Annotated in this window: 27 protein-coding genes and 1 pseudogene; 19 read left to right on the plus strand and 9 right to left on the minus strand. The window is 35.9% G+C overall.

Going from position 1 to position 24,674, the window contains the following annotated elements; translation table 11 throughout:
* Positions 1–49: 49 nt before the first annotated feature.
* Complete coding sequence (locus PHV22_RS03250) at positions 50–1,216, plus strand: MFS transporter (protein WP_299945720.1); 1,167 nt, start codon at positions 50–52, stop codon at positions 1,214–1,216.
* A gap of 58 nt (positions 1,217–1,274) precedes the next feature.
* Here PHV22_RS03250 and PHV22_RS03255 read toward each other — a convergent pair whose 3' ends face one another.
* Positions 1,275–2,093, minus strand: a complete 819-nt coding sequence (locus PHV22_RS03255; RefSeq protein WP_295023117.1) for a TIGR01777 family oxidoreductase — start codon at positions 2,091–2,093, stop codon at positions 1,275–1,277.
* An 88-nt stretch (positions 2,094–2,181) separates the two neighbouring features.
* On the opposite strand from PHV22_RS03255, the gene PHV22_RS03260 reads away from it, so the two are divergent.
* The 4 genes from PHV22_RS03260 (at position 2,182) to PHV22_RS03275 (ending at position 5,665) form a co-directional block, all read left to right on the plus strand.
* Positions 2,182–3,081, plus strand: coding sequence for an AEC family transporter (locus PHV22_RS03260; RefSeq protein ID WP_295023116.1), 900 nt, complete (start codon positions 2,182–2,184; stop codon positions 3,079–3,081).
* A gap of 15 nt (positions 3,082–3,096) precedes the next feature.
* A complete protein-coding gene (locus PHV22_RS03265; RefSeq protein WP_295023115.1) occupies positions 3,097–3,540 on the plus strand; it encodes a YchJ family metal-binding protein in 444 nt (147 codons plus the stop codon).
* A gap of 61 nt (positions 3,541–3,601) precedes the next feature.
* On the plus strand, positions 3,602–3,979 hold the full coding sequence (locus PHV22_RS03270; protein WP_295023114.1) for a DUF6394 family protein: 378 nt from the start codon (positions 3,602–3,604) through the stop codon (positions 3,977–3,979).
* Between the two features lie 12 nt (positions 3,980–3,991).
* Positions 3,992–5,665 carry an NAD-binding protein gene (locus PHV22_RS03275; protein WP_295023113.1) on the plus strand — a complete coding sequence of 558 codons (1,674 nt, stop codon included), beginning with the start codon at positions 3,992–3,994 and terminating at the stop codon, positions 5,663–5,665.
* Here the strand turns inward: PHV22_RS03275 and PHV22_RS03280 are convergent.
* A complete protein-coding gene (locus PHV22_RS03280) occupies positions 5,662–6,915 on the minus strand; it encodes an arsenic transporter (RefSeq protein WP_295023112.1) in 1,254 nt (417 codons plus the stop codon). The genes PHV22_RS03275 and PHV22_RS03280 overlap by 4 nt on opposite strands.
* Positions 6,916–7,043: 128 nt before the next feature.
* Between PHV22_RS03280 and PHV22_RS03285 the strand changes: the two genes are divergently transcribed.
* The 3 genes and pseudogenes from PHV22_RS03285 to PHV22_RS03295 all read left to right on the plus strand — a co-directional run bounded on the left by PHV22_RS03285 (position 7,044) and on the right by PHV22_RS03295 (position 8,960).
* Positions 7,044–7,367 carry a metalloregulator ArsR/SmtB family transcription factor gene (locus tag PHV22_RS03285; RefSeq protein WP_295023111.1) on the plus strand — a complete coding sequence of 108 codons (324 nt, stop codon included), beginning with the start codon at positions 7,044–7,046 and terminating at the stop codon, positions 7,365–7,367.
* Positions 7,364–7,753: pseudogene (locus PHV22_RS03290) on the plus strand (arsenate reductase ArsC); the annotation flags it as partial. The gene PHV22_RS03285 and the pseudogene PHV22_RS03290, both read left to right, overlap by 4 nt.
* Before the next feature lie 292 nt (positions 7,754–8,045).
* Positions 8,046–8,960 (plus strand): cation diffusion facilitator family transporter, encoded by a 915-nt coding sequence (locus PHV22_RS03295; protein WP_295023110.1) that lies wholly within the window; start codon positions 8,046–8,048, stop codon positions 8,958–8,960.
* A gap of 23 nt (positions 8,961–8,983) precedes the next feature.
* Here the strand turns inward: PHV22_RS03295 and PHV22_RS03300 are convergent, their stop codons facing one another.
* Together PHV22_RS03300 and PHV22_RS03305 are read right to left on the minus strand one after the other, a co-directional pair.
* Positions 8,984–9,919, minus strand: a complete 936-nt coding sequence (locus tag PHV22_RS03300; RefSeq protein ID WP_295023109.1) for an aldolase/citrate lyase family protein — start codon at positions 9,917–9,919, stop codon at positions 8,984–8,986.
* The gene (locus tag PHV22_RS03305; RefSeq protein WP_295023108.1) at positions 9,916–10,260 is read right to left on the minus strand and encodes a c-type cytochrome; all 345 of its coding nucleotides are present in this window, start codon (positions 10,258–10,260) and stop codon (positions 9,916–9,918) included. The genes PHV22_RS03300 and PHV22_RS03305 overlap by 4 nt, the downstream gene beginning before the upstream one ends.
* Positions 10,261–10,359: 99 nt before the next feature.
* Between PHV22_RS03305 and folD the strand changes: the two genes are divergently transcribed.
* The 10 genes from folD (at position 10,360) to PHV22_RS03355 (ending at position 18,559) form a co-directional block, all read left to right on the plus strand.
* Positions 10,360–11,217 carry a bifunctional methylenetetrahydrofolate dehydrogenase/methenyltetrahydrofolate cyclohydrolase FolD gene (gene folD / locus PHV22_RS03310; protein ID WP_295023107.1) on the plus strand — a complete coding sequence of 286 codons (858 nt, stop codon included), beginning with the start codon at positions 10,360–10,362 and terminating at the stop codon, positions 11,215–11,217.
* On the plus strand, positions 11,218–12,027 hold the full coding sequence (lepB, locus tag PHV22_RS03315) for a signal peptidase I (protein ID WP_295023106.1): 810 nt from the start codon (positions 11,218–11,220) through the stop codon (positions 12,025–12,027).
* Entirely contained in the window at positions 12,014–12,691 is a 678-nt protein-coding gene (locus PHV22_RS03320) for a site-2 protease family protein (protein ID WP_295023105.1), read from the plus strand. Before lepB ends, PHV22_RS03320 begins: the two co-directional genes overlap by 14 nt.
* A gap of 12 nt (positions 12,692–12,703) precedes the next feature.
* Positions 12,704–13,141: a ribose 5-phosphate isomerase B gene (rpiB, locus tag PHV22_RS03325; RefSeq protein WP_295023104.1), complete on the plus strand. Its 438-nt coding sequence runs from the start codon at positions 12,704–12,706 to the stop codon at positions 13,139–13,141.
* A 9-nt stretch (positions 13,142–13,150) separates the two neighbouring features.
* Positions 13,151–13,483, plus strand: a complete 333-nt coding sequence (locus tag PHV22_RS03330; RefSeq protein ID WP_295023103.1) for a hypothetical protein — start codon at positions 13,151–13,153, stop codon at positions 13,481–13,483.
* An 8-nt stretch (positions 13,484–13,491) separates the two neighbouring features.
* A complete protein-coding gene (locus tag PHV22_RS03335) occupies positions 13,492–14,040 on the plus strand; it encodes an adenine phosphoribosyltransferase (RefSeq protein WP_295023102.1) in 549 nt (182 codons plus the stop codon).
* Positions 14,040–15,263 carry a tryptophan synthase subunit beta gene (trpB, locus tag PHV22_RS03340; RefSeq protein WP_295023101.1) on the plus strand — a complete coding sequence of 408 codons (1,224 nt, stop codon included), beginning with the start codon at positions 14,040–14,042 and terminating at the stop codon, positions 15,261–15,263. Before PHV22_RS03335 ends, trpB begins: the two co-directional genes overlap by 1 nt.
* Before the next feature lie 13 nt (positions 15,264–15,276).
* On the plus strand, positions 15,277–16,692 hold the full coding sequence (locus PHV22_RS03345) for a leucyl aminopeptidase (RefSeq protein ID WP_295023100.1): 1,416 nt from the start codon (positions 15,277–15,279) through the stop codon (positions 16,690–16,692).
* Positions 16,693–16,814: 122 nt separating this feature from the next.
* Positions 16,815–17,915 carry a redox-regulated ATPase YchF gene (gene ychF, locus PHV22_RS03350; RefSeq protein WP_295023099.1) on the plus strand — a complete coding sequence of 367 codons (1,101 nt, stop codon included), beginning with the start codon at positions 16,815–16,817 and terminating at the stop codon, positions 17,913–17,915.
* A 44-nt stretch (positions 17,916–17,959) separates the two neighbouring features.
* Complete coding sequence (locus tag PHV22_RS03355) at positions 17,960–18,559, plus strand: hypothetical protein (RefSeq protein WP_295023098.1); 600 nt, start codon at positions 17,960–17,962, stop codon at positions 18,557–18,559.
* Here the strand turns inward: PHV22_RS03355 and PHV22_RS03360 are convergent.
* From PHV22_RS03360 to PHV22_RS03370, 3 genes are read right to left on the minus strand one after another with little or no spacing between them, the layout of a single operon-like run.
* On the minus strand, positions 18,539–19,369 hold the full coding sequence (locus PHV22_RS03360; RefSeq protein ID WP_295023097.1) for a phosphatidylserine decarboxylase: 831 nt from the start codon (positions 19,367–19,369) through the stop codon (positions 18,539–18,541). The genes PHV22_RS03355 and PHV22_RS03360 overlap by 21 nt on opposite strands.
* A 51-nt stretch (positions 19,370–19,420) precedes the next feature.
* On the minus strand, positions 19,421–20,497 hold the full coding sequence (gene truD, locus PHV22_RS03365; RefSeq protein ID WP_295023096.1) for a tRNA pseudouridine(13) synthase TruD: 1,077 nt from the start codon (positions 20,495–20,497) through the stop codon (positions 19,421–19,423).
* A 15-nt stretch (positions 20,498–20,512) separates the two neighbouring features.
* Positions 20,513–21,331, minus strand: coding sequence for a thiamine-phosphate kinase (locus PHV22_RS03370; protein ID WP_295023095.1), 819 nt, complete (start codon positions 21,329–21,331; stop codon positions 20,513–20,515).
* 88 nt (positions 21,332–21,419) lie between these two features.
* Between PHV22_RS03370 and PHV22_RS03375 the strand changes: the two genes are divergently transcribed.
* Positions 21,420–22,616 carry a GGDEF domain-containing protein gene (locus PHV22_RS03375; protein WP_299945737.1) on the plus strand — a complete coding sequence of 399 codons (1,197 nt, stop codon included), beginning with the start codon at positions 21,420–21,422 and terminating at the stop codon, positions 22,614–22,616.
* Positions 22,617–22,626: 10 nt separating this feature from the next.
* Here the strand turns inward: PHV22_RS03375 and PHV22_RS03380 are convergent, their stop codons facing one another.
* Together PHV22_RS03380 and PHV22_RS03385 are read right to left on the minus strand one after the other, a co-directional pair.
* Positions 22,627–23,376, minus strand: a complete 750-nt coding sequence (locus PHV22_RS03380) for a TIGR02757 family protein (protein ID WP_295023093.1) — start codon at positions 23,374–23,376, stop codon at positions 22,627–22,629.
* 27 nt (positions 23,377–23,403) lie between these two features.
* The gene (locus PHV22_RS03385; protein ID WP_295023092.1) at positions 23,404–24,672 is read right to left on the minus strand and encodes an RNA polymerase factor sigma-54; all 1,269 of its coding nucleotides are present in this window, start codon (positions 24,670–24,672) and stop codon (positions 23,404–23,406) included.
* Positions 24,673–24,674: the final 2 nt, after the last annotated feature.

Here is a 24,674-nt window from a genome sequence, read left to right on the forward strand (position 1 = left end):
ATTTTAAAATTACCAGTGAGATGAAAATTTATAATGTTAAGCTACAAGCATGAAACTCTTATCCCTTAATCGTAATATCATTGCCCTAGGTGCTAACAGCTTCTTTACTGATTTCTCCACAGAGATGATTCTCCCACTTCTGCCGATTTTTTTAGAAAGGTTTTTACATGCAAGCAAAAGTGAAATCGGTTTGATTGAAGGTCTGGCAGAATTCGGTGTAGCAATGTTGATTGCATTATCAGGATTCTACTCCGATCGTCTGGGTCGACGCAAAGGGTTAACGGTATTTGGATATGGGATGTCCAACATTATCAAGCCGCTCGCTTTTTTTGCCCAGAGTTCCTCGATGATTGCAACTATCCGTATTGGGGATCGTTTGGCAAAAGGGGTACGAGTCGCACCACGCGATGCTCTTATCAGTGCCTCCACTCCAAAAGAGATTAGCGGATTTGTCTTTGGATTTCACAAAATGATGGATGGTGCGGGTGCATTAGCAGGTTCATTGACCGCATTTGCCCTTTTATATCTCTGGGGGGAGAGTGAAGGAACATTTCGAAGCATTTTTGCTATCAGTCTCATCCCTGGACTCATCTCGATGGGGATTCTCATCTTTCTCGTTACAGATGCCCCTTTTACCCCTGCTGTACGCCGCTTTCATCCTGAATCACTTCCTGGCGAATTTTACTGGCTAGTCGGATTTCAGAGCCTCTTTAGCCTCTTTGCAATGAACTATTCATTTATGCTCCTTAAAGCCGAATCTAACGGTCTTGCATTGGCAATGATCCCTCTTTCCTATGCGTTATATAATCTTACTCAATCAACATTTGCTATCCCTATTGGAAAAATGGCGGATCGCTTCGGTAAAGCGACTCTTCTTTCTATTGTCTATCTAGCTTTTGGTTTAGGAGCACTTGCTATGGCTTCAGGGACAGTTGCAGGGGTATGGCTCGGTTTTGGAATTTACGGATTTTTTGCAGGAGGGTTTAACGCATTAGCAAAAGCGATTATATCAGATACAGCGCCCAATGAGCTAAAAGCAACAGCTTATGGGGTTTATTATACGGCGGTCGGGATCACCACCCTCATCTCATTGACGGCTGCTGGATGGCTGTGGGATCACTACGGAAGTATTTATCCTTTTATGATTGCTGCAGTTTCGGCAATATTCTTGGCGATTGCCCTTTTTATGATGCGTCGTCATTTACTTTGCCATTAACGCAACCGTTGGGTTGTAATGAATACCAAAAAAAATCTAAACTATAACAATTTTAAATTTACCCCAAAAGATGCTTTAAAGACGAGTTAATATCTCTGTATTTAAACTCAAATCCAGCATCAATTAGCGCTTTTGGATAAACTTCTTTTGAACCAGTTAAAACCGATGCACCCTCTCCAAAAATAAGTTTTAAAACAAACTCTGGCAGTGGAAAAATAGTAGGTCGACTCAAAACTTTACCAAGTGTTTTTGTAAATTGATAATTTGTAACAGGTTTAGGCGAAGTGGCATTATAAACTCCTGTGAGTTTTTTATCTATTATAAAACCATAGATTCGAACCAAATCATCTATATCAATCCAGCTCATCATCATTTTCCCATCTCCAATTATCCCGCCAACTCCAAATTTAAACGGGGTAAGCATACTAGCCAAAGCTCCGCCATCTGCACCTAAAATAACTCCAAAACGGACAATGGCGGTTGGTTTATTGCATTTTAATGCCTCAGCTTCCCACTCTTTTGTGAGTGATGCTAAAAAGTCATTTCCATATCCAACAAAACTCTCATCACAAGCTATATTATCAGGATATGCCCCTATTGCTGAAGTAGAGATCAGCTGTTTTACATCTGACTCATTTATAGCATCTACTAGCTTTTTAGTGCTATAAACCCTGCTGTCAATTAAAACCTTTTTATATTCCTCGCTCCATCTCTTTATAATGGGCGCGCCAGCTAGATTTATAACAACATCGATACCATCCAGCTTAGACAAAATTTCTTCATGAGTATCTTTTCTCTCTATGACTACACAATCTTTAAATTCTTCTTTTAAATGTGCGGCGACAAAACCACTCGCCCCCGTTAATGCAATTTTCATAAACTTTACCTCCGCTGTTTTTTACACTCTAAATCTTTTCTCATAATAAAGATTATATACTTCCAAACTTAATGAAAAAAGATATTTTATGGAAAACTTCGCCCTTATTTTCACTGCTCTTTTTATTGGATATATTATCAACAAAGCAGATATATTTCCAAAAGATACACATATCATCTTAAATCAATTTATTCTTTATATATCGCTCCCTGCTATGGCACTGCTTCAAATACCAAAATTAACCCTCTCTTATGAAGTTGTTATACCAGTTTTAATAGCATGGAGTGTCATGAGTCTTAGCGCTCTTTTTATTTTTCAGACTTCAAAATTACTCGGATTTACAAAAAACACAACAGGTGCTCTGATGCTAGTAGGAGTGCTTGGGAATACTTCCTTCTTAGGTATTCCTATTATTAGAGCCTATCTTGGGGAAGAAGCTCTCGGATATGTTTTAATGTATGACCAATTGGGTTCTTTTATAGCCCTATCAACATATGGAACTTTTGTATCAGTCTATTATTCAAATACAAAAGATGTAAACATAGGCGCCATTCTTAAAAAGATAACAACATTTCCGCCATTTTTATCTCTTCTTGTGGCACTGTTTTTCATAGGAACCTCGTTTCATCCTATAGTTTTAAGTGTTCTTACTTCACTCTCAAATACCATAGTCCCTCTTGCTCTTGTTGCGGTTGGACTTCAGTTGAAGTTTAAAATTCATGCAGATGAGCTAAAGCCATTTGCACTTGCTCTTATGACAACACTCATCATCGCACCCATAATCGCTTACGGCATAACAGCTCTATTTTCATGGCAAAACTTAGCTTCGCAGGTGTCCATAATGGAAGCGAGTATGGGACCTATGATAACCGCTGGTGCAGTCGCAAGTATGTCAGGTCTAGCTCCACGACTCAGCTCATCCATCATAGGATACGGAACGCTTCTTTCGTTTCTTACTACTTGGATTGTTTATCATATCATCATCTAGGAGGCATCACTAGCCATGAAGTGTTATTGTGATAGTCAAAAAAAATTTAATGAGTGTTGTGAGCCATTTTTAAACTGTTCATCAAAACCATCAACTTCAAAAGAGCTTATGAGAAGCAGATATAGTGCCTATATTTTGGGAAATGGTGCGTATTTAGTCACCACTACAGTAGATGAAAATCGTTATGAAGATGATATAAAACTGATTCAAGAGTTTTCATCAAGCGTTGTGTGGTTAAAACTAGATATCATAAATGAAGCCAAAAATATGGTTGAGTTTAAAGCTTATTATAGAGACAGAGATGGAGTAAAAGTCCAACATGAGAGAAGCAATTTTATCTTTAAAAATGGGATGTGGCTATACATAGATGGGGAACTTTTCAACTCTAAGATAGAGAGAAACGAACCGTGTCCCTGCAAAAGCAATAAGAAATATAAAAAGTGCTGTTTTAAAATCTAGCCTATAAGGTTCGTTGCACTCTTGAAATGTTACAATTTAGCAATAAAATCAAGGAATCAACATGAACTCAGAAAAAGTTATATCTGGCTTTTTTATTATCTTTTCATTAACACTAAATTTTGGTTTTGTATATGGCGACTTTGATGTGATTGCTTATCACAGCGTTTATGAGCTATTTGCTGCCATCACGGTTAATATAATCGCCACCATAATGAAACTTGGAGATAAGACTCAGACTGGTTCGGTACTACTTGCAACAAGCTTTGTTGCGGACTTACAGCTAATTGCCGCCGCACTGTTTTGGGGTATTGTCAATATGACTAGCATCATGACACCAGAGCTATTTACTATTGTTGTCTCTTTGGCTGTTGGAGCATTGATTGCTAATATTATTTCAGTAGTACTTTTTGTAGGTGAAACACTACTTCTTAAACGATAACTATTTTCAGTGATGCAAAATAACGAATCATCTATCTGGCTTTTTTTACGAAAAATGAGAGCACCTCTCATTGTTCTAAATCTTGCACATGCCTTCCCTGTTCTTCTATTAACTCTAGTATCTGGAATCACTCCAGAAGGTAAACCATACTACTTAAGCTTCTTTGATGCAATGTATGTTGTTGGCTACACAGCGACAACCATCGGTTTTGGTGAGATTCCATACGCATTTACATATACTCAACGAATGATAGTTCTTTTCACTATGTATCTTACGGTTCCCGCATGGCTTTATGCGCTTGGTTCTATCATCGCATTAGTGCAAGATAAAACATTTATATATGCACTAAAAATGAATGCTTTTCGAAGAAAAGTTCGCCATCTCGGACAAGATTTTATTATTCTTTGTGGTTATACTGATGCTGGCAAACTGCTTATTGATAAACTAAACAGAGATAATCTTTACCGCATTGTAGTTATTGATAAAAATTTTGAAAAAATTGAATCATTAAATAGCGAACTATATCTTCCATCCATTCCTGCTATTGTAGCTGATGCCTCTATGACTGATGTTTTGATATCATCAGGCATTCAATCTCCTAGATGCAAGTTTATTGTTACTCTCTTTGATGATGATCAGCTCAATCTTAAAATTTCAGTACGCGGGCGTATTTTAAATGAAAATATTAAGATTATTGCTAAATCAGGTCTCAAACAAGGAAGAGAAAACCTAATCAATATTGGCGTAAATCATGTAATAGATGCATTCTCCATAATTGCAAAAAGAATCGATTTTGCCTTACAATCGCCATATCTATTTAATCTTCTCAGCTGGGTTCAGGGTGGAAATCTGCATGTTAGCAAAAGCGATATCTTACCAACTGGAAAATATATTGTATGTTCTCGCGGCAGGTTCGGCAAAACAATCCAAAACACCCTTGATAGAAATAGCATCAACTACACATATCTCGATATAAACAAAGATACTCATGAGAAAGTCTCCTCTGATCAGGAGTTTTTTATGCAAGCAGACATTATGAACGCCTCTTGCATTATTGCTGGAACCAATGATGATGCAATAAATCTCTCGATTGTTGCAACAGCTCGTGCGCTAAATCCAAATATTTTTGCAATCGTTCGTGAAAATGAGATTGAAGAGAGAAGTCTTTTCTCAAACCTACGGGTTGATAAAATCTTTGTACTTGACCAAATAACGGCACTTGATGGTTATAACTATATTGATCGTCCAATGACATATCAGTTTATTGATGAAATTGCGAAATACAGCAAAGATATGTTTATTGACACACTACTGCGAATTACTAAAAGAGTGAATAAACGACCAGCACTGATAGAAATGGAGATTAGCGAGCAAAAGATGTATGCATTAAGTAACTACCTCAAAGAAACATCCGTAACTATTGGGCAACTTCTCGAAAACCCTTACCGTGATGGAGAAGATTTGGAAATTGTTATGCTTGGACTAAAGCGAGCAGATGGAGAGTTTATCCTTTTGCCTGATGATAAAACATTACTTAAAGAGAGTGATCATCTACTTTTTGCAACTACACAAGCGAGTCTAGAGTACTTTAAAACTATTGTTAATCACTACTATGAACTATGTTATGTTATTGACGGTGTAGAAAAGAGCCGTTTTTCACTGCCTTGGAGAGATAAAAATAATTAAATCAGTCCAATAAGTGCAACTAAAAGCACAGGTGGAGTTATTATCAATCCAACTTTCATATACTCACCCCAACCTATTTTTACACCTTTTTGCGCCAACACATGAAGCCATAGAAGTGTTGCTAAAGAACCAATCGGAGTCATTTTTGGTCCTAAGTTACAGCCTATAATATTTGCGTAAGCTAGTGCTGTATCGCCAGTTTTAGCTATGGCAATATCCATAATCATAATAGTTGGCATATTGTTCATCACCGAACTAAGGGCTGCTGAGAGAAATCCAGTGCCAATTACAGCATAAATATGTCCAGCTTCTTGCATATGAACAATAATGGATGATAGATATGTTGTCATTCCAGCATTTTTAAGACCATAAACAACAACATAAAGACCGATACTAAACCATACCACCTGCCATGGCGCCGCTTTTATTGTCATAATTGGTTTTGTTGCTTTGAAGTAGGTCGCGATAGCTAAAAAAATCAGTGCTCCACCTAGAGCAAAGAGTGAGACTGGCAAGTGATATCTGTCCCCAATAAAATAACCAGCCATAAGCAACGCCAAAAACCACCAGCTTAAACGAAACATAGTCATATTTTTAATAACAGATTCTGGAGTTGCAAGAGCCCTGATGTCAATGCGAGAGGGAATCGAGTGACGAAAGTAAAACAACAAAACCACAATAGATGCAAAAATAGAGAGAAGATTTGGAAGAAACATATTTTGTGCATATTCCCAAAACCCGATGTTAAAGTATCCAGCTGTCACAATGTTTGTGAGATTTGAGATGACTAACGGACTAGAAGCACTATCACCAATAAATCCGCCAGCCATTAAAAAAGCAAAAATTGGCAACGGCTCCATTTTTAGATGCTTCATTTTTGCTAAAATAATCGGCGTAAGAATGAGCGCTGCGCCATCATTTGCAAAAAAAGCAGAAACCAATGCTCCAAGTATAAGCATATAAACAAACATGAGATGCCCGTTTCCGCCAGAAAATCTTGCCATTTTTAAAGCCGCGTATTCAAAAAATCCAATTTCATCAAGCACCATTGAGAGGATTATAATCCCTATGAAAGCGAGCGTTGCATCCCAGACGATTGAGGTTACCGTCCATATATCGGTCACACTAACCACGCCAAGCAGTAGTGCTACGACTGCACCAACTACAGCCGTTGTTCCAATCTGCAGACCGCGTGGTTGCCATATCACAAAAACTAGCGTTACTAAAAAAACCGTTATTGCTAAAATCATAATATAAACTCCTTGGCGTGTAGTATCTGCTACGATAACGAAATAGTACCACAATATTAATTTATATATCAACATATCTTGATATATTATTTTTATTTTGTTAAACTACCTCATTCGGAGGTTAAAAAATGGAAATATTTTTGAAAACTATCTCATCGCTAAATGATGAAACTCGCATAAAACTGCTTGCTTTTTTGGATACTCATGGTGCGCTGTGTGTCTGTGATATGCAAGAGAGTTTTGGGATGATTCAATCTCGTCTCTCGCGTCATCTGAAAATCCTAAAAGATGGAGGATTTTTGCGTGTTGAGAGATGTGGCACATGGGCGCACTACTCTATTAGAAGCCCACTAGATAAATTTAGAATTGAGGCATTGGCTGAAATCCGTTCTCTTGGAATTGAACTTCCACCACTTAAAAAATCACAACAAACTGGAGAGTGTAAATTATGAAAACCGTTCTTATCCTTTGTACTGGCAACAGTTGCCGCTCAATCATCGCAGAAGCGCTTATAAATGCAAAAATGAGCGATAGCGTAAAAGCTTTTAGTTCTGGCGTAAAAGCTAGTGGAAGTGTAAATCCAAACGCCAAAAAATTACTTGAAGAAAAGGGTATATGGAGAGATGATTATCACTCTAAAACTCTAGATGCTGTTATTGATAAGCAGTTTGACCTCATAATTACTGTGTGCGACAGTGCAAAAGAAACCTGCCCAATATTTCCGCATCCTACTCCTAAAATCCATGTAGGTTTTGAAGATCCAGACGGCAAAGAATATGAGGCATTTGAGAAAATATACAGTGAGATAGAGACAGTTTTACTGCCAAAAATAGAAGAGTTCTTTAATCCAATCAGAAAAAAAGTTATGAAAACAAACAGTGGAGTAAAGATAAATTTTACAGGTGCGGTTGCAAAAGCAAGCATTTTTACGATGGTACAAAACTGCAAAAATGGACAGTGTGAATGTATGGATGATGAGACAAAATCTAAAATCACTGATATGCAAGTTGATGGAGAAGATGGCTCTATAGAGCTAAATATCAGCGGAGAAATAAGCAAAGAGGAGATAGAAGCCGCACTCTCAAAATCAAAAGTTTTATAGCAGCATCTAAAGCAAACAGGAGTTTAAAATGACAAAAGAGCAAAAGATAAAAATTGTTCTTCTTCTTAATATGATTATCGTTGTTGCTGAAGTCGGCGCTGGTGTTTATGCAAACTCAATGGCACTTCTCTCTGATGCGTTTCATAATCTTGGCGATGTTTTAGCAGTTACTATCACATTTATTGCTCTTATTTATGGTCGCAGAGTCGCTAGCGAGGCTATGACATTTGGATTTATTCGTGCTGAGATGATGGCGGCATTTGTTAATGCTCTTTTTTTATCGACGACAATGATTTTTATCATCTTTGAGTCAATCCAGAAGTTTTTCCATCCAACAGATATCAATGCACCAATTGTAATTATTGCCGCATCTATCGCACTTGTAGCAAATGCCATAAGCGTCCTGCTTCTAAAAGAGAGCGGAATGGAGCATAGCCATTCGCATGGTGAAGAGACTCATGAACATCATCATGATGCCAATATCTCCGCCGCTTACTGGCATATGGTGGCTGATGCGGCAATATCCCTAGGGGTTGTTTTTGGTGGAGTTGCGATTTGGTTATGGAACATCTCGTGGATTGACCCACTTCTCTCGGTTTTGTTTTCACTGTTTATTTTAAAGGGAGTTTATGCTGTTTTGAGACAATCTTTTTTAAGTTTAATGGATGTAAATGGCGACTCAACTGAAAAAATTATCACCATAGTAAAGGCATTTGATGAAGTTCATAGTATTCATGATTTACATATTTCGCGCCCAAACTCAAAAGAGTTTTACTGCTCTATGCACCTTGTTCTTTATGATAATCCTGGACTGCAAGAGGTTGAAGCACTTTTAGAGAAGATTCGTGAGACACTAAAGTATCTTGGCATAACGCACGCTCTGCTTCAACCAGAGACACTAAAGTATGCAACACATGAAATTTTGTGTGATCATCATCATTAGATTTTAGATCTCTCTATCTGTGTTTATAGACGAGATTTTTCAATAAGTGCCAAAGCACCCTTATATATTGGTTCATCAACAAAACCAAACTCTTCATCACTAAAGCCAGTTATGCCCTCATCTCTATGAAGCTCAAACAGCTTAACAATAGCATGAGCCCTTTGTATCTGCTTTGCTTCATCTACAAATGCTTGGTTCACAAGCTCAGCCTGCGCTGGAGATATACACCCTTTTGTAGTATAACCCATCCGTTTCTCTAGTTCAATCCACCGTGAGAACTCTGCTAAATTTTTATAATCTTGGTACACAAAAGAGACAGGCTTAACTCCCATAGTCTCACAAGTTACTAGAAAATGAGAAAGCATATATAAAACCGTTGGGTTATCTCTGCTTATAAGGCTTTGAGAGAGTCCCATCTCTGCAAAAAGGTCTAAAATGCCTAGATAAAATGTTGTAACTCTTTTGTCAATTTTGAGTTGTGACAGATTTTGCCACGCCTCATTTGTCTCAATAGAGAGATGAAGTTCTATATCATCATTTAAAAGTGCATTAACTAGCTCAACCTCTTTTTTTGTTCTTATTTTTGGAACCCTCACCGCATCTGGCGAAAACTGATTTAGGTAGGTTATCTCTTCGTATCCACCTTGGTTAAGCGCATTTACTCTAACAACTAGTTTTTTACTACACTCTCTATAATATGACAAAAATATTGCACATAGTACAAGTGCAAAGTGCTTATCTTGTTTGCTTACGCCATCTTCAAGATTTAAAATTATACAGTCAGCTTCGAGTGATTCTATCTTTAGTAGATGATTTAGATTATTGCATGAGAGCATCAATGCCGAGCGAAAATCGTTTTTTTTGTTAAGTGTCCTTGATTTTGCTACCGCAAACGCATCTAGCGCTTTTAAATCTCTTGCGTCATATGCTTTTTTTATTGACTCGAAATTATCTATCACTTTTTATTCTCTTTTTTCTGTTTTTCTTGGAGATAGAAGTATAGCGATTGAATCTCTTTGTCTGTTAAAAAATATCTAGGCATACCATTTTTTCTGACATTCAAAGCTCTATAAAATGTATCATAGTCAAGATTGTTAATGATTGAGCCACCAAACTCTTTTTTCTCTTTTTTATGAATATATGTAGCAACTATTTTACCCTCGCCATTGTCACCATGGCACTTGTGACAACCTATGCCTCTTGGGTTTTTATATAGTGAAGACGCATATTCCATAGGAGTTATAAAGTCAGTTGCAGCAAAGATATATAGCGGAAATAAGAAAAATACTATTTTTTTCACGGAGTAACCTTTAGTCTGTTTTTCAAAACCATATTAGCATTTTATTTTGGTTATGAAATAAATCGCTATAATACCAAAAAAATAATTTATGGGGTTTAGATGCAACTTCTTGACGGCAAAACACTCTCAGTTAAAATAGAAAACAGCGTAATGGCTGGAGTTAAAAAATTTAAAAGTGATACTGGTTTAGTACCAGGGCTAGCTGTGATTTTAGTTGGGCAAGATCCAGCTAGTGCGGCTTATGTGAACATGAAGAAAAAAGCTTGCGATAGAGTTGGCTTCTACTCAGTTACTCACGAGATGCCATCGGATATTTCTCAAGATGCCATAGAAAACACAATAACCATGATGAACAACAACCCAAATATAAACGGAATTCTTATACAACTTCCACTTCCACCACAAATAGATACAACAAAAATACTTGAGCTTGTTGAGCCGAGCAAAGATGTGGATGGCTTTCATCCATACAATGTCGGAAGACTCTCGACTGGTTTAGACGGTTTTGTTCCATGTACACCGCTTGGCGTAATGGAGCTTTTATTAGAGTACAACATAGATGTAAAAGGTAAAAACTGTGTAGTTGTTGGCGCGTCTAACATCGTAGGAAAGCCTATGGCTGCACTACTTTTAAACAAAGATGCTACGGTTGAGATTTGTCATATTTTCACAGATGATCTCAAAAAACACACCCTCAACGCTGATATGATTTTTGTTGGGGTTGGCGTTATCAATCTCATCAAAGAAGATATGGTAAAAGATGGCGCAATCATCGTGGATATTGGTATAAGTAGAAATGAAGATGGCAGATTGGTTGGAGATGTTGATTTTGAAAAGGTTAGTAAAAAATGCTCATATATTACACCCGTTCCAGGCGGAGTTGGACCGATGACAATCGCCATGTTGCTGAGCAATACACTAAAAGCTGCACAAATTCAATCACACAAAAGAGTATAAATGAAAAAATTCCTACATAAAACATATAAATTTTCAAACTCGTGGACTGGAACCATAATAATAGTTCTTTTTGTTATATTTTTTATTGCGCAAGCTTTTAGAATCCCTTCTGGCTCCATGAAAGATTCACTTCTCATAGGGGATCACCTTTTTGCTAAAAAGTTTGCATATGGCATCCCGATGCCACACCTTCCTTTTATAGAAACATCTATCATGCCATGGAGCGACAAACTTCGTCTTATGGATGGAGAGAAGCCAAAAAGAGGTGATATTGTAATTTTTAGATATCCAGGCAATATTAAACAACACTTTGTAAAAAGATGTGTAGCACTTCCTGATGATGAGCTTTTTTTGGTAGATAAAAATTTATATATACACTTTCACGAGGGTGATGAGTGGATTAAAAACAATTTTAAAAACTATGAGATAATTGTTTTTGTTGGAAAACTTTGGGTTAAAAATCCATACGAAAAAGAGCACCCAGGTATTCATCATGATGAAAAAATTATTGACGATGGACAACACCCTATGGAAATTTTTAATTTTGCTCCAATAAGAGTCAATAAAGATAACTACTTTATGATGGGTGACAATCGCGACCACTCAAACGATAGCCGTTTCTGGGGAGCAGTTCCTTATGATAATATAGAAGGGACTCCTTGGTTTGTTTATTTTAGCGTTGATGAAAAATGGGAGATTAGATGGGATAGAGTTGGTAAAACTCCAACTGATCTAGAGCAACCAGAACATCTAAACAAAGCTATTGAAGAGAGAAAAAGACTAGATAAAGATGATCATGGAGTCTATTGATTTATTAAAGATTTTAACCGCCGTTATCGCCTTGGCTGTTGCTATTATTGGTCATGAGATTATGCATGGCTGGGTAGCAAACAAATACGGTGATTCTACCGCTAAAAACGCAGGGAGACTATCTCTAAATCCACTAGTTCATGTGGATATGGTTGGCACAATCATAGTTCCTCTAAGTATGTACTTTTTACCGATGCTCCTTGGTGCCGATAGTGGATTTTTATTTGGCTGGGCAAAGCCAGTTCCTGTAAATATGGCAACAGTTATAAGAAATGCTGGGTACAGCGGAGCTATGCAAGTTGATTTGGCGGGTATTGTTTTTAACTTAACTACGGCCGTTTTTGCATCAATGGCTATTGTTGCTATGCATCAACCAACATCAGCGGATGATATGTTTTATATATTTAGCTATCTTCTTGTGTATCAACTGCTTATTATAAATATTTTCTTAGCGGTTTTCAATATACTTCCTATTCCTCAGTTTGATGGTGCACATTTCGTTATGCACCTATCACTAAAATACAAAATCAACAGCGTTGCTGAATTTTTTTATAAAAACGAGAGATATAGTATCTTTGTAGTTCTTATAATCATCATGACACCACTAAAAGATTATCTACTTTTGATGCCTGTGCGGATGATTCTTAATCTATTACTACCATAAAAAGGAGATTAAATGAAATTTTATATTGCTACCGATCACGCTGGTTTAAACCTTAAAGATTACACGGTAGAGCTGTTGAAAAAAAAAGGTCATGAGGTTATAGACCTTGGTCCATTTAACAAAGATAGAGTTGATTATCCAGATTATGCCATAAAAGTTTGTAACGCTGTTTTAGCAGATAAAGAGGCTCATGGTGTCTTAATATGCGGTTCTGGAATTGGCATGAGCATGGCAGCAAATCGCCATCATGGTATCCGCGCGGCACTCTGCCATGACGCATACACAGCAACAGTTGCAAGAGGTCATAATGACGCAAATGTTTTATGCTATGGAGAGAGAGTTGTTGGATATGGCGTTGCTGAGTCTATTTTAGATGCATGGATTGCTGGTGGTTTTGATGGTGGTCGTCACCTTGATAGAGTAAATAAAATTGAAGCTATAAAAGTTTAAGGATAATAGATGTTTTTTGAATGGTCTCTTTTAACAACGCTAGCAATACTTTCTATATACCTCTTTGTTAAGATGTTTTACTTTAAAAGTATTACAAACAAAGAGCAACGAAGCAATGAGCTTATGAAACTAACACTTCAAGAAGCAGAAATACTTATCAGAAAGTACCAAATACAACTTGAGAGAGCACTTGGGAATGTTGATATTTTAAATGATGAGCTGATAAAATTAAGAAATGAACTTAAAATTTTAAAACAGAGAAACACTAAACATAGAGGCGATATAGATCGCTTAAACAACAAAATCAAAGCGCTCGAATCACGCATAGACGCTCTAATATAAGGAATAAAATGACACTAAGCAGTAAAGATAGAGAAATTATAGAAAACTCCATAAGAGATATAAAAGATTTTCCAAAAGCTGGAATAGTATTTAAAGATATCACAACACTCCTAAACGATAAAGAAGCATATGGTGTTCTTATGGGTCATCTTCATCAAAAATACAAAGGGTGCAATCTAGACTATATTGCTGGAATTGATGCTAGAGGTTTTATATTTGGTGCAGCACTTGCACAAATGCTAGGAATTGGCTTCGTACCAATAAGAAAAAAAGGTAAACTCCCATACACAACCATAAGTGAAAAATACGCGCTAGAGTATGGTATAGATGAGATAGAGGTTCATATAGATGCTTTTAGTGGGATTCCAAATGCAAAGGTTTTACTCATAGATGACTTGATTGCAACAGGCGGAACCGCAAATGCTGCTGCAAAGCTCATAAAACAAGCAGGTGCTCAGTGCGTGGAAGCTTGTTTTATAATCGAGCTTAGTTTCTTGGATGGGGCAAAAAAACTAAGTGAAACAAGCCCTGTTTATTCCGTAGTAAAGGTTAGCTAATGTACATCCCATCCGCATCTAAATTTGATCCAGATGAAAATGGGCACTTCGGAGTTTTCTCTGACGAGAGCGTAGCTTTTGGTGGAAGATATGTTCCTGAGACGCTAATGCCTGCACTTTTAAAGCTAAAGTCCGAGTATGAGACTATCCGTTTCAACAAAGAGTTCTGGAGTGAAGTTGATTACTATCTCAAAGATTATGTCGGTCGTCCTTCTCCACTTTACTATGCGAAAAATATCTCTGATGAGCTTGGTGCAAAAATCTACCTAAAAAGAGAAGACTTAAACCACACAGGCGCGCATAAAGTAAACAATGTTATCGCTCAAGGTCTGATGGCAAAAAGATTAGGTTATAAAAAAATTATAGCCGAGACGGGTGCTGGTCAGCACGGTGTTGCAACTGCAACTATCTGTGCACTTTTGGGTCTAGAGTGTGAAATATTTATGGGTGCAAAAGATGTAGCAAGGCAAGAATTAAATGTTTTTCGTATGAAACTTCTTGGCGCAAAAGTAAATTCAGTTGAGAGTGGAAGCAAAACACTAAAAGATGCGATGAATGATGCAATTCGTCACTGGGTCACAAACGCAAGAGACACTTTTTATATAATTGGCACAGTTGCAGGACCTCACCCCTACCCTATGATGGTTAGAGACTTTCAAGCCATTATCGGTTATGAAGCAAGAGCACAGATACTAGAAAAAGAGAATCGTTTACCGGACTTTGTAATCGCTTGTATTGGTGGTGGAAGCAACGCAATTGGCGCATTTCAACACTTTTTAGAGGATGAGAAAGTTAGATGCGTAGGCATCGAAGCTGGGGGTCTTGGAGTTGAAACAGATAAACATGGATGCTCCCTAAAAAAAGGTCGTCCTGGAGTTTTACATGGTCAAATGAGCTACCTTCTTCAAGATGAAGACGGGCAAATTTTAGAAGCTCACTCAATCTCAGCAGGACTTGATTACCCAGGAATAGGTCCCGAACACGCATTTCATCATGACAACAAATCTGTAAGTTATGATTATGCGACAGACCAAGAGGCGTTAGATGCATTTGTGTGGCTATCAAGAAAAGAGGGAATTATTCCCGCTTTTGAGAGCGCTCATGCAATTGCATATCTCAAAAAAATAGAAAATATAAAAGATAAACTTATCATCGTAAATATCTCTGGGCGTGGGGATAAAGATATGATCCAAGCAAAAGAGATGCTAAATTTTGATAATTAAAAATGAGGATAAAATGAATATTAAATTAGTAAACAAAAATATATCGGAAGTCTCTGCAGAAGTGTTAGTAGAGTTCTTAACAAAAGATGATCTAGAGAGCCATAAAGAGGCAAAAATCTTAAAGCAGGCTGGTTTTAAAGCCGAGCAAGACTCAACATGTTTTTTATATGAGAAAACTATACTTTTTTGTGGTGTTGAGAGTAAAAAAAGCGATGACTTAAGAAGTGCGTCTGCTTGCGCCATAAAAGCTCTAAAATCTTCAAACTTCATATCTGCAAAACTAAGTGTTATCAGCAAATCGACACTAAGTGCTCTAGTTGAAGGACTTGTCTTGGGTGGCTATGAGTTTAATGAGTACAAATCAAAACCGAAAAAAAGTGCACTTGAAGAAATATTTTTAACAACTGATGATTTGGATTTTGAAAAATTAGAAACTATTTTCAACGAGGCTATAATTGTCTCAAACGCTACAAATTTTACTCGCGATATAGTAAACAAAGCACCGCAAGAGATTAACCCGCAAACACTAGCGATGCTTGCACAAAAACTCTCGGTTGATAATAAACTGCAATGCACCATTCTTCAAGAAGATGATTTAGCAAAAGAGAATATGGGTGCCATGCTTGCGGTTGGTCGTGCTTCGGTTCATGGAAGTGCTTTGATTCATTTAAGCTATAAACCAGAAAATCCTAAAAAAATCATCTCCCTGGTTGGCAAAGGTTTGACATATGATAGCGGTGGACTAAGTCTAAAAGCACCAACTTCAATGGTTACTATGAAGATGGATAAGGCTGGAGCATGTGCAGTTCTTGGGATGATAAAAGCAGTAAGTGAACTAAAACTTGACATTGAAGTTCACGCTTTTATAGGCGCAGTTGAAAATATGGTTGGCGGAAATGCCTATAAGCCTGATGATGTTCTAGTCTCAAGAAGTAAAACAACAATTGAGGTAAGAAATACAGATGCCGAGGGTCGTTTAGTGCTAGCCGATGTTCTTGACTATGCACAAGATGCGGTAAATGCTGATTATATTTTTGACTTTGCAACACTCACAGGGGCTTGTATGATTGCTCTTGGACAGTACACAACAGGACTAATGGGTCATTCACATAAACTAAAACATGACCTCTCAAGAGCAGGAAGTGATGCCGGAGAACTTATCAGCTCGCTACCGTTTAACAGCCATCTCAAAAAACTACTAAAAAGCGAAATAGCGGACATAAGCAATACAGCTTCAAAACCTTACGGTGGAGCAATAACGGCAGGTATGTTTTTGGATAAATTTATAAGAGAAGAGAACAAAAACAAGTGGATGCACTTTGATATAGCCGGAACTGCATACACAGAAGCTCCATGGGATTGTAATGTTTACGGTGCAACAGGAGCTGGGGTTCGTTTAATGACACAATTTTTGAGGGATATTAAGTAGCAAACAAGATCAATCGTTTTATTCTGCCTCAAAACAGACAAGTTTTAGTGCCATATCGGCTAACATAGCAAAGGAAACATGTTTCTTTTGCGTTTTTAATCAAACAAAAAAAGGTTTTAATCATGGGTTTAAGCATCGGTCTTGTAGGACTTCCAAATGTAGGCAAATCAACAACTTTCAACGCTTTAACAAAAGCACAAAACGCGGAAGCGGCAAACTATCCATTTTGTACAATCGAACCAAACAAAGCAGTTGTTCCTGTTCCAGACAAGAGACTTGATGCTTTAGCAAAAATAGTAAAACCAGAGAGAATTCAACACTCAATTCTAGACTTTGTGGATATTGCAGGTCTTGTAAAAGGTGCATCCAAGGGCGAAGGTTTAGGAAATAAATTTTTATCAAACATCCGTGAAACAGAGGTAATTTTACAGATAGTTAGATGCTTTGAAGATGACAATATTGTCCACACAGAGGGGGGAATTGATCCTCTGCGAGATGTATCTATAATTGAAGGCGAACTTATTTTAGCAGATATTGAAGTTTTGCAAAATAGAATGGAGAGGCTCAAAAAATATGCAAAAACAGACAAAACTGCCGCTGCATCTCTAGCTATGGCAGAAGAACTTTTAGAGTTTTTAGCTGATGGAAATTTAGCTAGAAACTACCCTCAAGCCGATAGCGAAACATATCAGCTTTTAAATCGTGAAGTTAGATTTTTAACTCAAAAAGAGATAATGTACGGGGCAAATGTAGATGAAGATGGTTTAGTTGAAGATAGCAAATATGTTATTGAATTAAAAGAGCATGCAGCTAAAAACGGCTGTGAACTTATAAAGCTTTGTGCAAAAATAGAGGAGGAGTTGATTGGTCTTGATGATGAAGAGGCTGATGAATTCTTGAGAGATCTTGGTGTTGCTGAATCAGGATTAGAGCAAATTATTCAAAAAGGTTTTGATAAACTTGGTCTTATGAGCTATTTTACAGCTGGTGTTAAAGAGGTTCGCGCATGGACAATTCGCAAAAATACAACCGCACCAAAAGCAGCAGCAGTTATCCATAATGACTTTGAAAAAGGATTTATTCGCGCAGAAGTTATAGCGTATGATGATTTTGTTGCTTTTGGTGGTGAAGCAAAAGCCAAAGAAGCTGGAAAAATGAGATTAGAAGGTAAAGAGTATATAGTAAATGATGGTGATGTCATGCACTTTAGATTTAATATTTAAAAAATAGTACAATATAAAAACAATCTTTCAAAAAAGGTTTTTATATGAAATTAAAATATGTCGGACCAAAACCTATTATTTCACATACTGGAATCCAATTTGATAATAACAAAGATGACAAATATAGCTATTTAAACATAGCTATACAGCTTATCAACGCTCTAGATCACCCATATATCGAAAATAGAGTTTACAACTATGATATTGACTCTAAAAGACTCTCAGAAAGAGAGATGGAAGATGAGATAAAAAAAATTTGTCCAAATATAGAATCTTTGCTTGAAAAACAAAATCATAATATTGAAGGTGAAATAGAGCACAATATTCAAAGGGCTCATGAAAATAAAATTTTATCAGAAGCAGATAAAGTGGCTCTTCAAAACAATATAAGAATAATGCATGATTATATGATTCAAAGATCAATTAACAAAAATGTGTATTACTGTGCCATTAATGCTTTGGCTGATATTTTAAAAAGAGATCACATTGATTATCTTATAACACCAATGTTCCAAAATTTCAATCATGTTTTTCACTCTATCCAAGGTGCGCTAAGCGTACTAAAAAACCCCATAGAAACGGAAATACAAATCTACATGCAAGATGGAAAACTTTATACAAAGCTAGTGATTAAAAACTCTTAACTTTGCTATATTTTGTCCATACTTAACATTTTGCCCAGCTTTAACGCTTAGCTCCAACATATCTTTTTCTGCAAGAATAACAATTGTTGAGCCCATTTCAAAACAACCAAAATCATCACCTTTTTTCAAATAAACACCCTCATAACTATAAGCACTACTCTTGGTTGCATCACTGTTTGTTTTTATTTTTGATTCAAAACTAACATTCATAACTCCAACATTTAAAGCACTCACAAGCACTATGTAAAATCTTTTCTTTTCATTAGTCTCGCACAGTATCACAACTCGCTCATTTTCAACAAAAAGATTTACTCTTTTTTTAAGCGAGGGCATATTTACTGGATAAAATTTACCAGGAATATGCACAGCCTTTAAAACCCTTAAATCCATCGGTATATGATAACGATGATAATCTTTTGGGGATAGATAAAAGTTCACAAACACTCCGTTATGAACTATATTTTTCTCCTCTTGAGTAAAATTGCTTCCTAAAAGTTCATCGCTTTTGTATCTCATGCCTTTTATCTGAAGTGCGTAATCACTTTTCAGATTCCCACACTCAGAGATAAACGAGTCACATGGCGATATAAAGTCATCATAGTTTGGCGAATAATCTCTATCTTTTATCAATCGTCTTGTGAATAGTTCATTTAAAGTGTTGTAGCTGTTAGGCGATTTAAACTCGCTCATATCAAGCCCCATAATATTTACATAAGAACTATTTATAAAATTTTGCATTGGTTTTGAGAATTTTTTATTTGCAAATTTTGCAAAACTTTGTGAAATTGCCGAGGTGATGTGTTTGCTCATATATATTTTTCCTAATAATTTATAAATTTCTGACTTAAAAAAAGTTTTATATTACTTGTCGAGTTTGCGCTTTGCCAGCTCTTCGAGCAATACCGTCGCATAAGATCCCTTTGGAAGAGAAAAATTTAGCTCATAGTGCGCTTCATCTTCTTTATATCTTCCCTCAACATTCTCAGGAAATACCCAAGCATATCTTCTTGCTCCATCTTCATCAATCGTATCGTTATAATCTTTTTCTATAACTCCAGCAATATCAGAAGAGAGCTTAACTTTTTTACCACACAAAAGTCCAGTTGGAGAGATCTTCTTTTCCATAAATCTAATGCGATCTTCATCTTGTCCATCAAAATCAAACAATCTTCCATGTGGATAATGCTCCATGATGTCGCCGTTCATTAGCTTAAATGGATGTTTTTGAGATTTCATTTTTAAAAGTTCACCGTTTGGAATATTGAGAAGTGATTCAAGCTCTTTTGCTTCAAATTTACCAACTAGAGAGTTAATCTCCAGTCTTCTACTTAACCAAAGGTTAAAAAGATGACTCTGATAGGCGTTTATAAGCAGTTGTTTTATCTTTGGATTTTTCTCTCTTTTCTCACCTTTTGCGATTTTTTCTCCATCTATATGGTTGTTACCATCAGTTCCAAACCTTTGAAAACCAAAGAAGTTAGGCATACCAAATGTTGCTATATTTTTTAGAGCTTCATCTAGTTTCACACCAGAAGTTGGATTTACTTTTTTTAGTCTAATAAAAAACCTATTACCTCTTAAATGTCCTATTTTAATCTTGTTAAGATGATATGTTTTTGACAAAATCTTTACATTTTCATGAGAAAATTGATCCATTTTAGCTTCAAAGTTTTTATGGACTGAGATGTACTGTTTTGTCATAGCATGTTTATCTTTTAGCCCTGCATAACCAATCTCTTTGTTTTTAATTCCTAAATATCTAGCAATGATGGAAACCAACTCAAGAGTAGAGAGATCTTTTTTTCTTACATGAAGAACAAGATGCTCGCCCTCGCCTGAAAACTCATAAAGAGGTAACTCATCAACAACAAAATCTCTGTTGTTTTGTCTAAAGTGAAAGTCGATACTAGCATGGTTTAAAGAGTAAAATCTATCCATATTATAATCCTAATTTTAAAAGTGATGTGCTTTACACATATTTTTATATTTACCTCTAATGCTTTTTGCAAAGATATTTAGCGGCGTTCTGCTCTGCTTGGCTCGTCTTAAAACTGCTTTTTTATCCCTTTTGTTAAATGCCAAAAGCATCTCATACTCTTCACCGCTACAGCCAATCTGTTTAGATATTGGTTTTTTAAACTTAAAACCCATCTTATTTGCTGATGAGAGTTTATTTAAATCACTAAAAAGGCCATCAGAGATATCCATAGCTGAACTTAAAAACCTAGCACTTTTTGATACAAATCTGTCTCTAAGTTTTATGTTCACAAATTTTGATTTTTTATGAATTTCACCAAGATTCATTAATTTTTTTAGATCCTTGGCACTTCTGCCTAGATTACCAGTATATGCCACTAAATGCCCATCTCTCAGGCCTTTTCTAAAGAGTGGCTTATCTGTTTTTGAGATAATTGTTATGGTTATATCTAGTTTTATATTACTAATGGTATCACCACCAATTATCTCAACGCCATAGCTAGAAGCAGCATCTCTAAAGCCACAAAAAAGTTCTCTCATTTGTACTTTTGTGATACTTTTTGGCATTGCAACACTCAGCAGTGCATACTTTGGCTTTGCATTCATAGCAATAGCATCCGAGAGATTAACCATCATAGCTTTTGATGCAATCTGATAATAACTCATCCATTTAGTTTTAAAATGAACATGTTCAAAAAATGCATCTTTAGAGTAAATGAAGCCATCAATATAAGCACCATCATCACCAATGCGGTCGCTATCAAACAGTGAAATAAAGTAATTTTCTAGATTCAATGACACTTCTTAAAAATGGTTTAAGTTACAATTAAAGCCAATGCATATAAAATAGTAAATATTATACCATCTATATAGGAAAATCACCTTGAAATACTCAATAAAAAGCATATTTAACAACCTTATTAACTATCTTATTTTAGTAACTATTTTTATTGGGATAAGTGTATTTATGCTAATTGATTATGATAATTCATATGCAAAAATTAATACTCTTTTTAGTCAAAAAGAAATTGTTAACTCCATAGATAAGCTATCGCTTGATGATATTGAATTATCTTTGATTAAACTAAGCGGACAAGGTGCTCAGCTTCAAGACAACACTAAAAAACTTCGTAATTTATATGAGTATAATTTTGCAGAAAAATACATAATCATGAATAGTCATGTTTATCTGGCAGATTTAGACAAACTGGATTCTCTCGTAGTAGCCTTCAACAAAAAGGCAAATGACTACTATTCTATAAGCTCCATAAATAAGAAAGAGAATGAAGAAAAAAAGATAGAGTTACAAATAAGCAAAAATTCTCTTTTAAGTCATATAGATTTATTACTATTAAGAGCCTCTGCTTATGATAAATTAAAATTTGATATCCATAAAGACATCTCTTTTGCAGAGTTTATTATTGTCTTGTTGGTTACCTTTTGGTATAGAAAAAAATTAAAGCTGGTATATAAAGATTTAGAATATTTATATAATACTGAACAAAAAGGCTACATTGTATCTACCAAAGAAGCTGATTCAATCGCAATGAGAATGAAGAGAAAGCCCATTTCATCTGAAAATCCAGCAATGATTGATCCACTTACTGGCATAAACAACTTAAGAGGTCTAATGAATTCGTATTCTGAAAAAAAAGGGATGAAAGATAATAGTTATACATCAGTTACTGTTTTTGAAATTGATAATTTTTCAGAAAATAATAAAAAGTATCCTCAAGAATTTATAGATGGCGTATTGAAAAAGATAGCTTTTTCGCTATCACTAAACGAGCAAGCTACAGATGTTATAGGAAGAACGGATAGTGAACAATTTACCGTTATTCTTTCTCGTAAAAATAAAGAAGAGTCATTTAGAGATATGGATATTATTAGAAAAAGTATCTCTGAACTAAATTTTAATGGAGAAGTTAAGATAACTATTAGCGGCGGATATATTATAAAGCCGAATAATACGAATCTCGAAGAAGCTATAAAACAAGCAAAGGCAATAATGCTTTATGCTCAAAAAGCAGGTGGAGATAGAATTTCTCAAATCAGAGATGTAGCCCATAGTGAACTCTAGGGTTCACCTTCTACTCTTCTAGCAATCTCTCTTGCCCAATCCTATAAAGTGCAAAATCATACTTAAGTGGGTCTTTGTTGTCAAATGCTTTCAGTGCACTTGTCAGCTCGATTGCAGCTTCTAAATCATAACTTTTTCTACTCAAAAGCCCAAGCTTTTTTGAAACATTGAAAGTATGTGTATCAAGCGGGATAATCAAATCCGCCATATCAATCCCGCTCCACAAACCCATATCTATGCTATCTTCTCTTACCATCCAGCGAAGGTACATCATCCATCTCTTTAGTGCACCTGCTCCTTTTGTTTTTAAAGTTACTTGAGAGATTAGAAAATTATATCCTTGTGATTGGTACGGATAGAGATTTTGCAGCGTTTCTATTAGCTTGTTTATACCCTCTATCGCACTTTTATTTTTGTTATATCCAGTTTTAAAAACCTCTTCCAGTGTTGTTTTTTCGCTTAATCTTTTAAGTGCTATAAAAAGCACTGCAATATCATTGGATTTTTGAAATCTGTAGTAGTGATTTTTTAGAGCTTCGATTATCTCCTCATCACTTTTTTGAAGCAGAGAAAAATCTAATGAGTTTAAAAACTTTACAATCTGCTTTACATTTCCATAAGCAAAAAGTGCACAAACAAGCGAAATAATCTCATCTCTGTGTCTGTGAGCCACCATTATGGGGTCTAGCCTATCTTCGCAAATCTCACCTTCGCAATTGCGTTTAGCAACTTCTGCATCTAGTAGTTCTTTAACATTCATAAATCAACCTATCTTGTAAATTTCTTCCTAATGCAGATGATATAATTTTTTTCTCTCACTTGAACCTGCGATATTTAAGTGCTTTCTGTATTTTGCTATAGTCCTTCGCACCATCACTACTTTAAATTTATCTTGAATTAACTCCAGAAGTTTCATGTCGCTAAGTGGTTTTAGTCTATTTTCTTGTTTGACAATTCCAATTAAAAACTCTTTTATAGCTGCATTTGAGACATCATCATCTATGGCTGTAGTAAAAAACTCTTTCATCGCAAAAACACCTCTATTGCAGGCTATATACTTGTTTGCAATTGCTCTTGATATGGTTGATGGGTTGTGCCCAAACTCATCCGCTAAAGTCTTTAAAGTTAGTGGCATGATTGCCCCACCTGTAAAAAACTCATATTGATACTCAACTATCATAAGTCCAACTTTATAAAGAGTTGCCTTTCTCATCTCAAGGGCATCAACTAAACTTTTTGCTTCTTTAATCTTTTGCGATACATAGTCATGTTCAACTCTATAGTTAGTATCTATTGTTATAACGGGGTAGTATGCGTCATTTAACTTTACTTCAACAGATTCATCTTCATTAAAAAATATCATCAAATCTGGTATAACTTGTGCTGATTCTTCCAGATACTCAATGGCAGGTGGGTTTTTAAAGGTACCTAAAACTCGCATAACTTCACTGAAATTCTCTTCATCCGAATAGTTATATATGTTTTCAATGTCTTTAATTACTTTCACACACAAGCCATAAGCCTTATCATCTACATCTGAACTATCAAGTTGAAACAAAAATGATTCTGAGAGATTTTTTGCTGCTATTCCAACTGGTTCAACATACGCGAATCTCAAGCGAATTTTCTCAAATTCATCTAAACTAGTATTATGCTTTGCACAAAACTCTTCACTATCTCCTTCGTAATAGCCATTTTCATCTAGATTTGCCACAACAAATCTTGCAACTGCTTGTGAGGATGGTGTTGTGAAAAGTGGGGCCTCCAGTTGTTCGTCCAACACATCATAAAGTGAACGAAAAGCTACCGTAAGTGCCTCTATGTGCTCAGTTCTGCTATTGCTTACGGAACCACTTATGATTTTTTTTGGGATACTTTTTTCAAAATCTACTTCAAATCCAGACTTAACTTCAATCAGCGGATTTGATTCAACAAAAGGCGACATAACCTCACTCAAATCACTTAAACTTGAGTGCAAAATAGGCAACCAATTACGAAGTGTATTTGAAAGCTTGTGCTTATTTTCTAAACTGCCACTCTGTCTTAATGTTGCCATAT

Source organism: Sulfurimonas sp., from assembly GCF_028713515.1.
Taxonomy (GTDB): Bacteria; Campylobacterota; Campylobacteria; order Campylobacterales; family Sulfurimonadaceae; genus Sulfurimonas.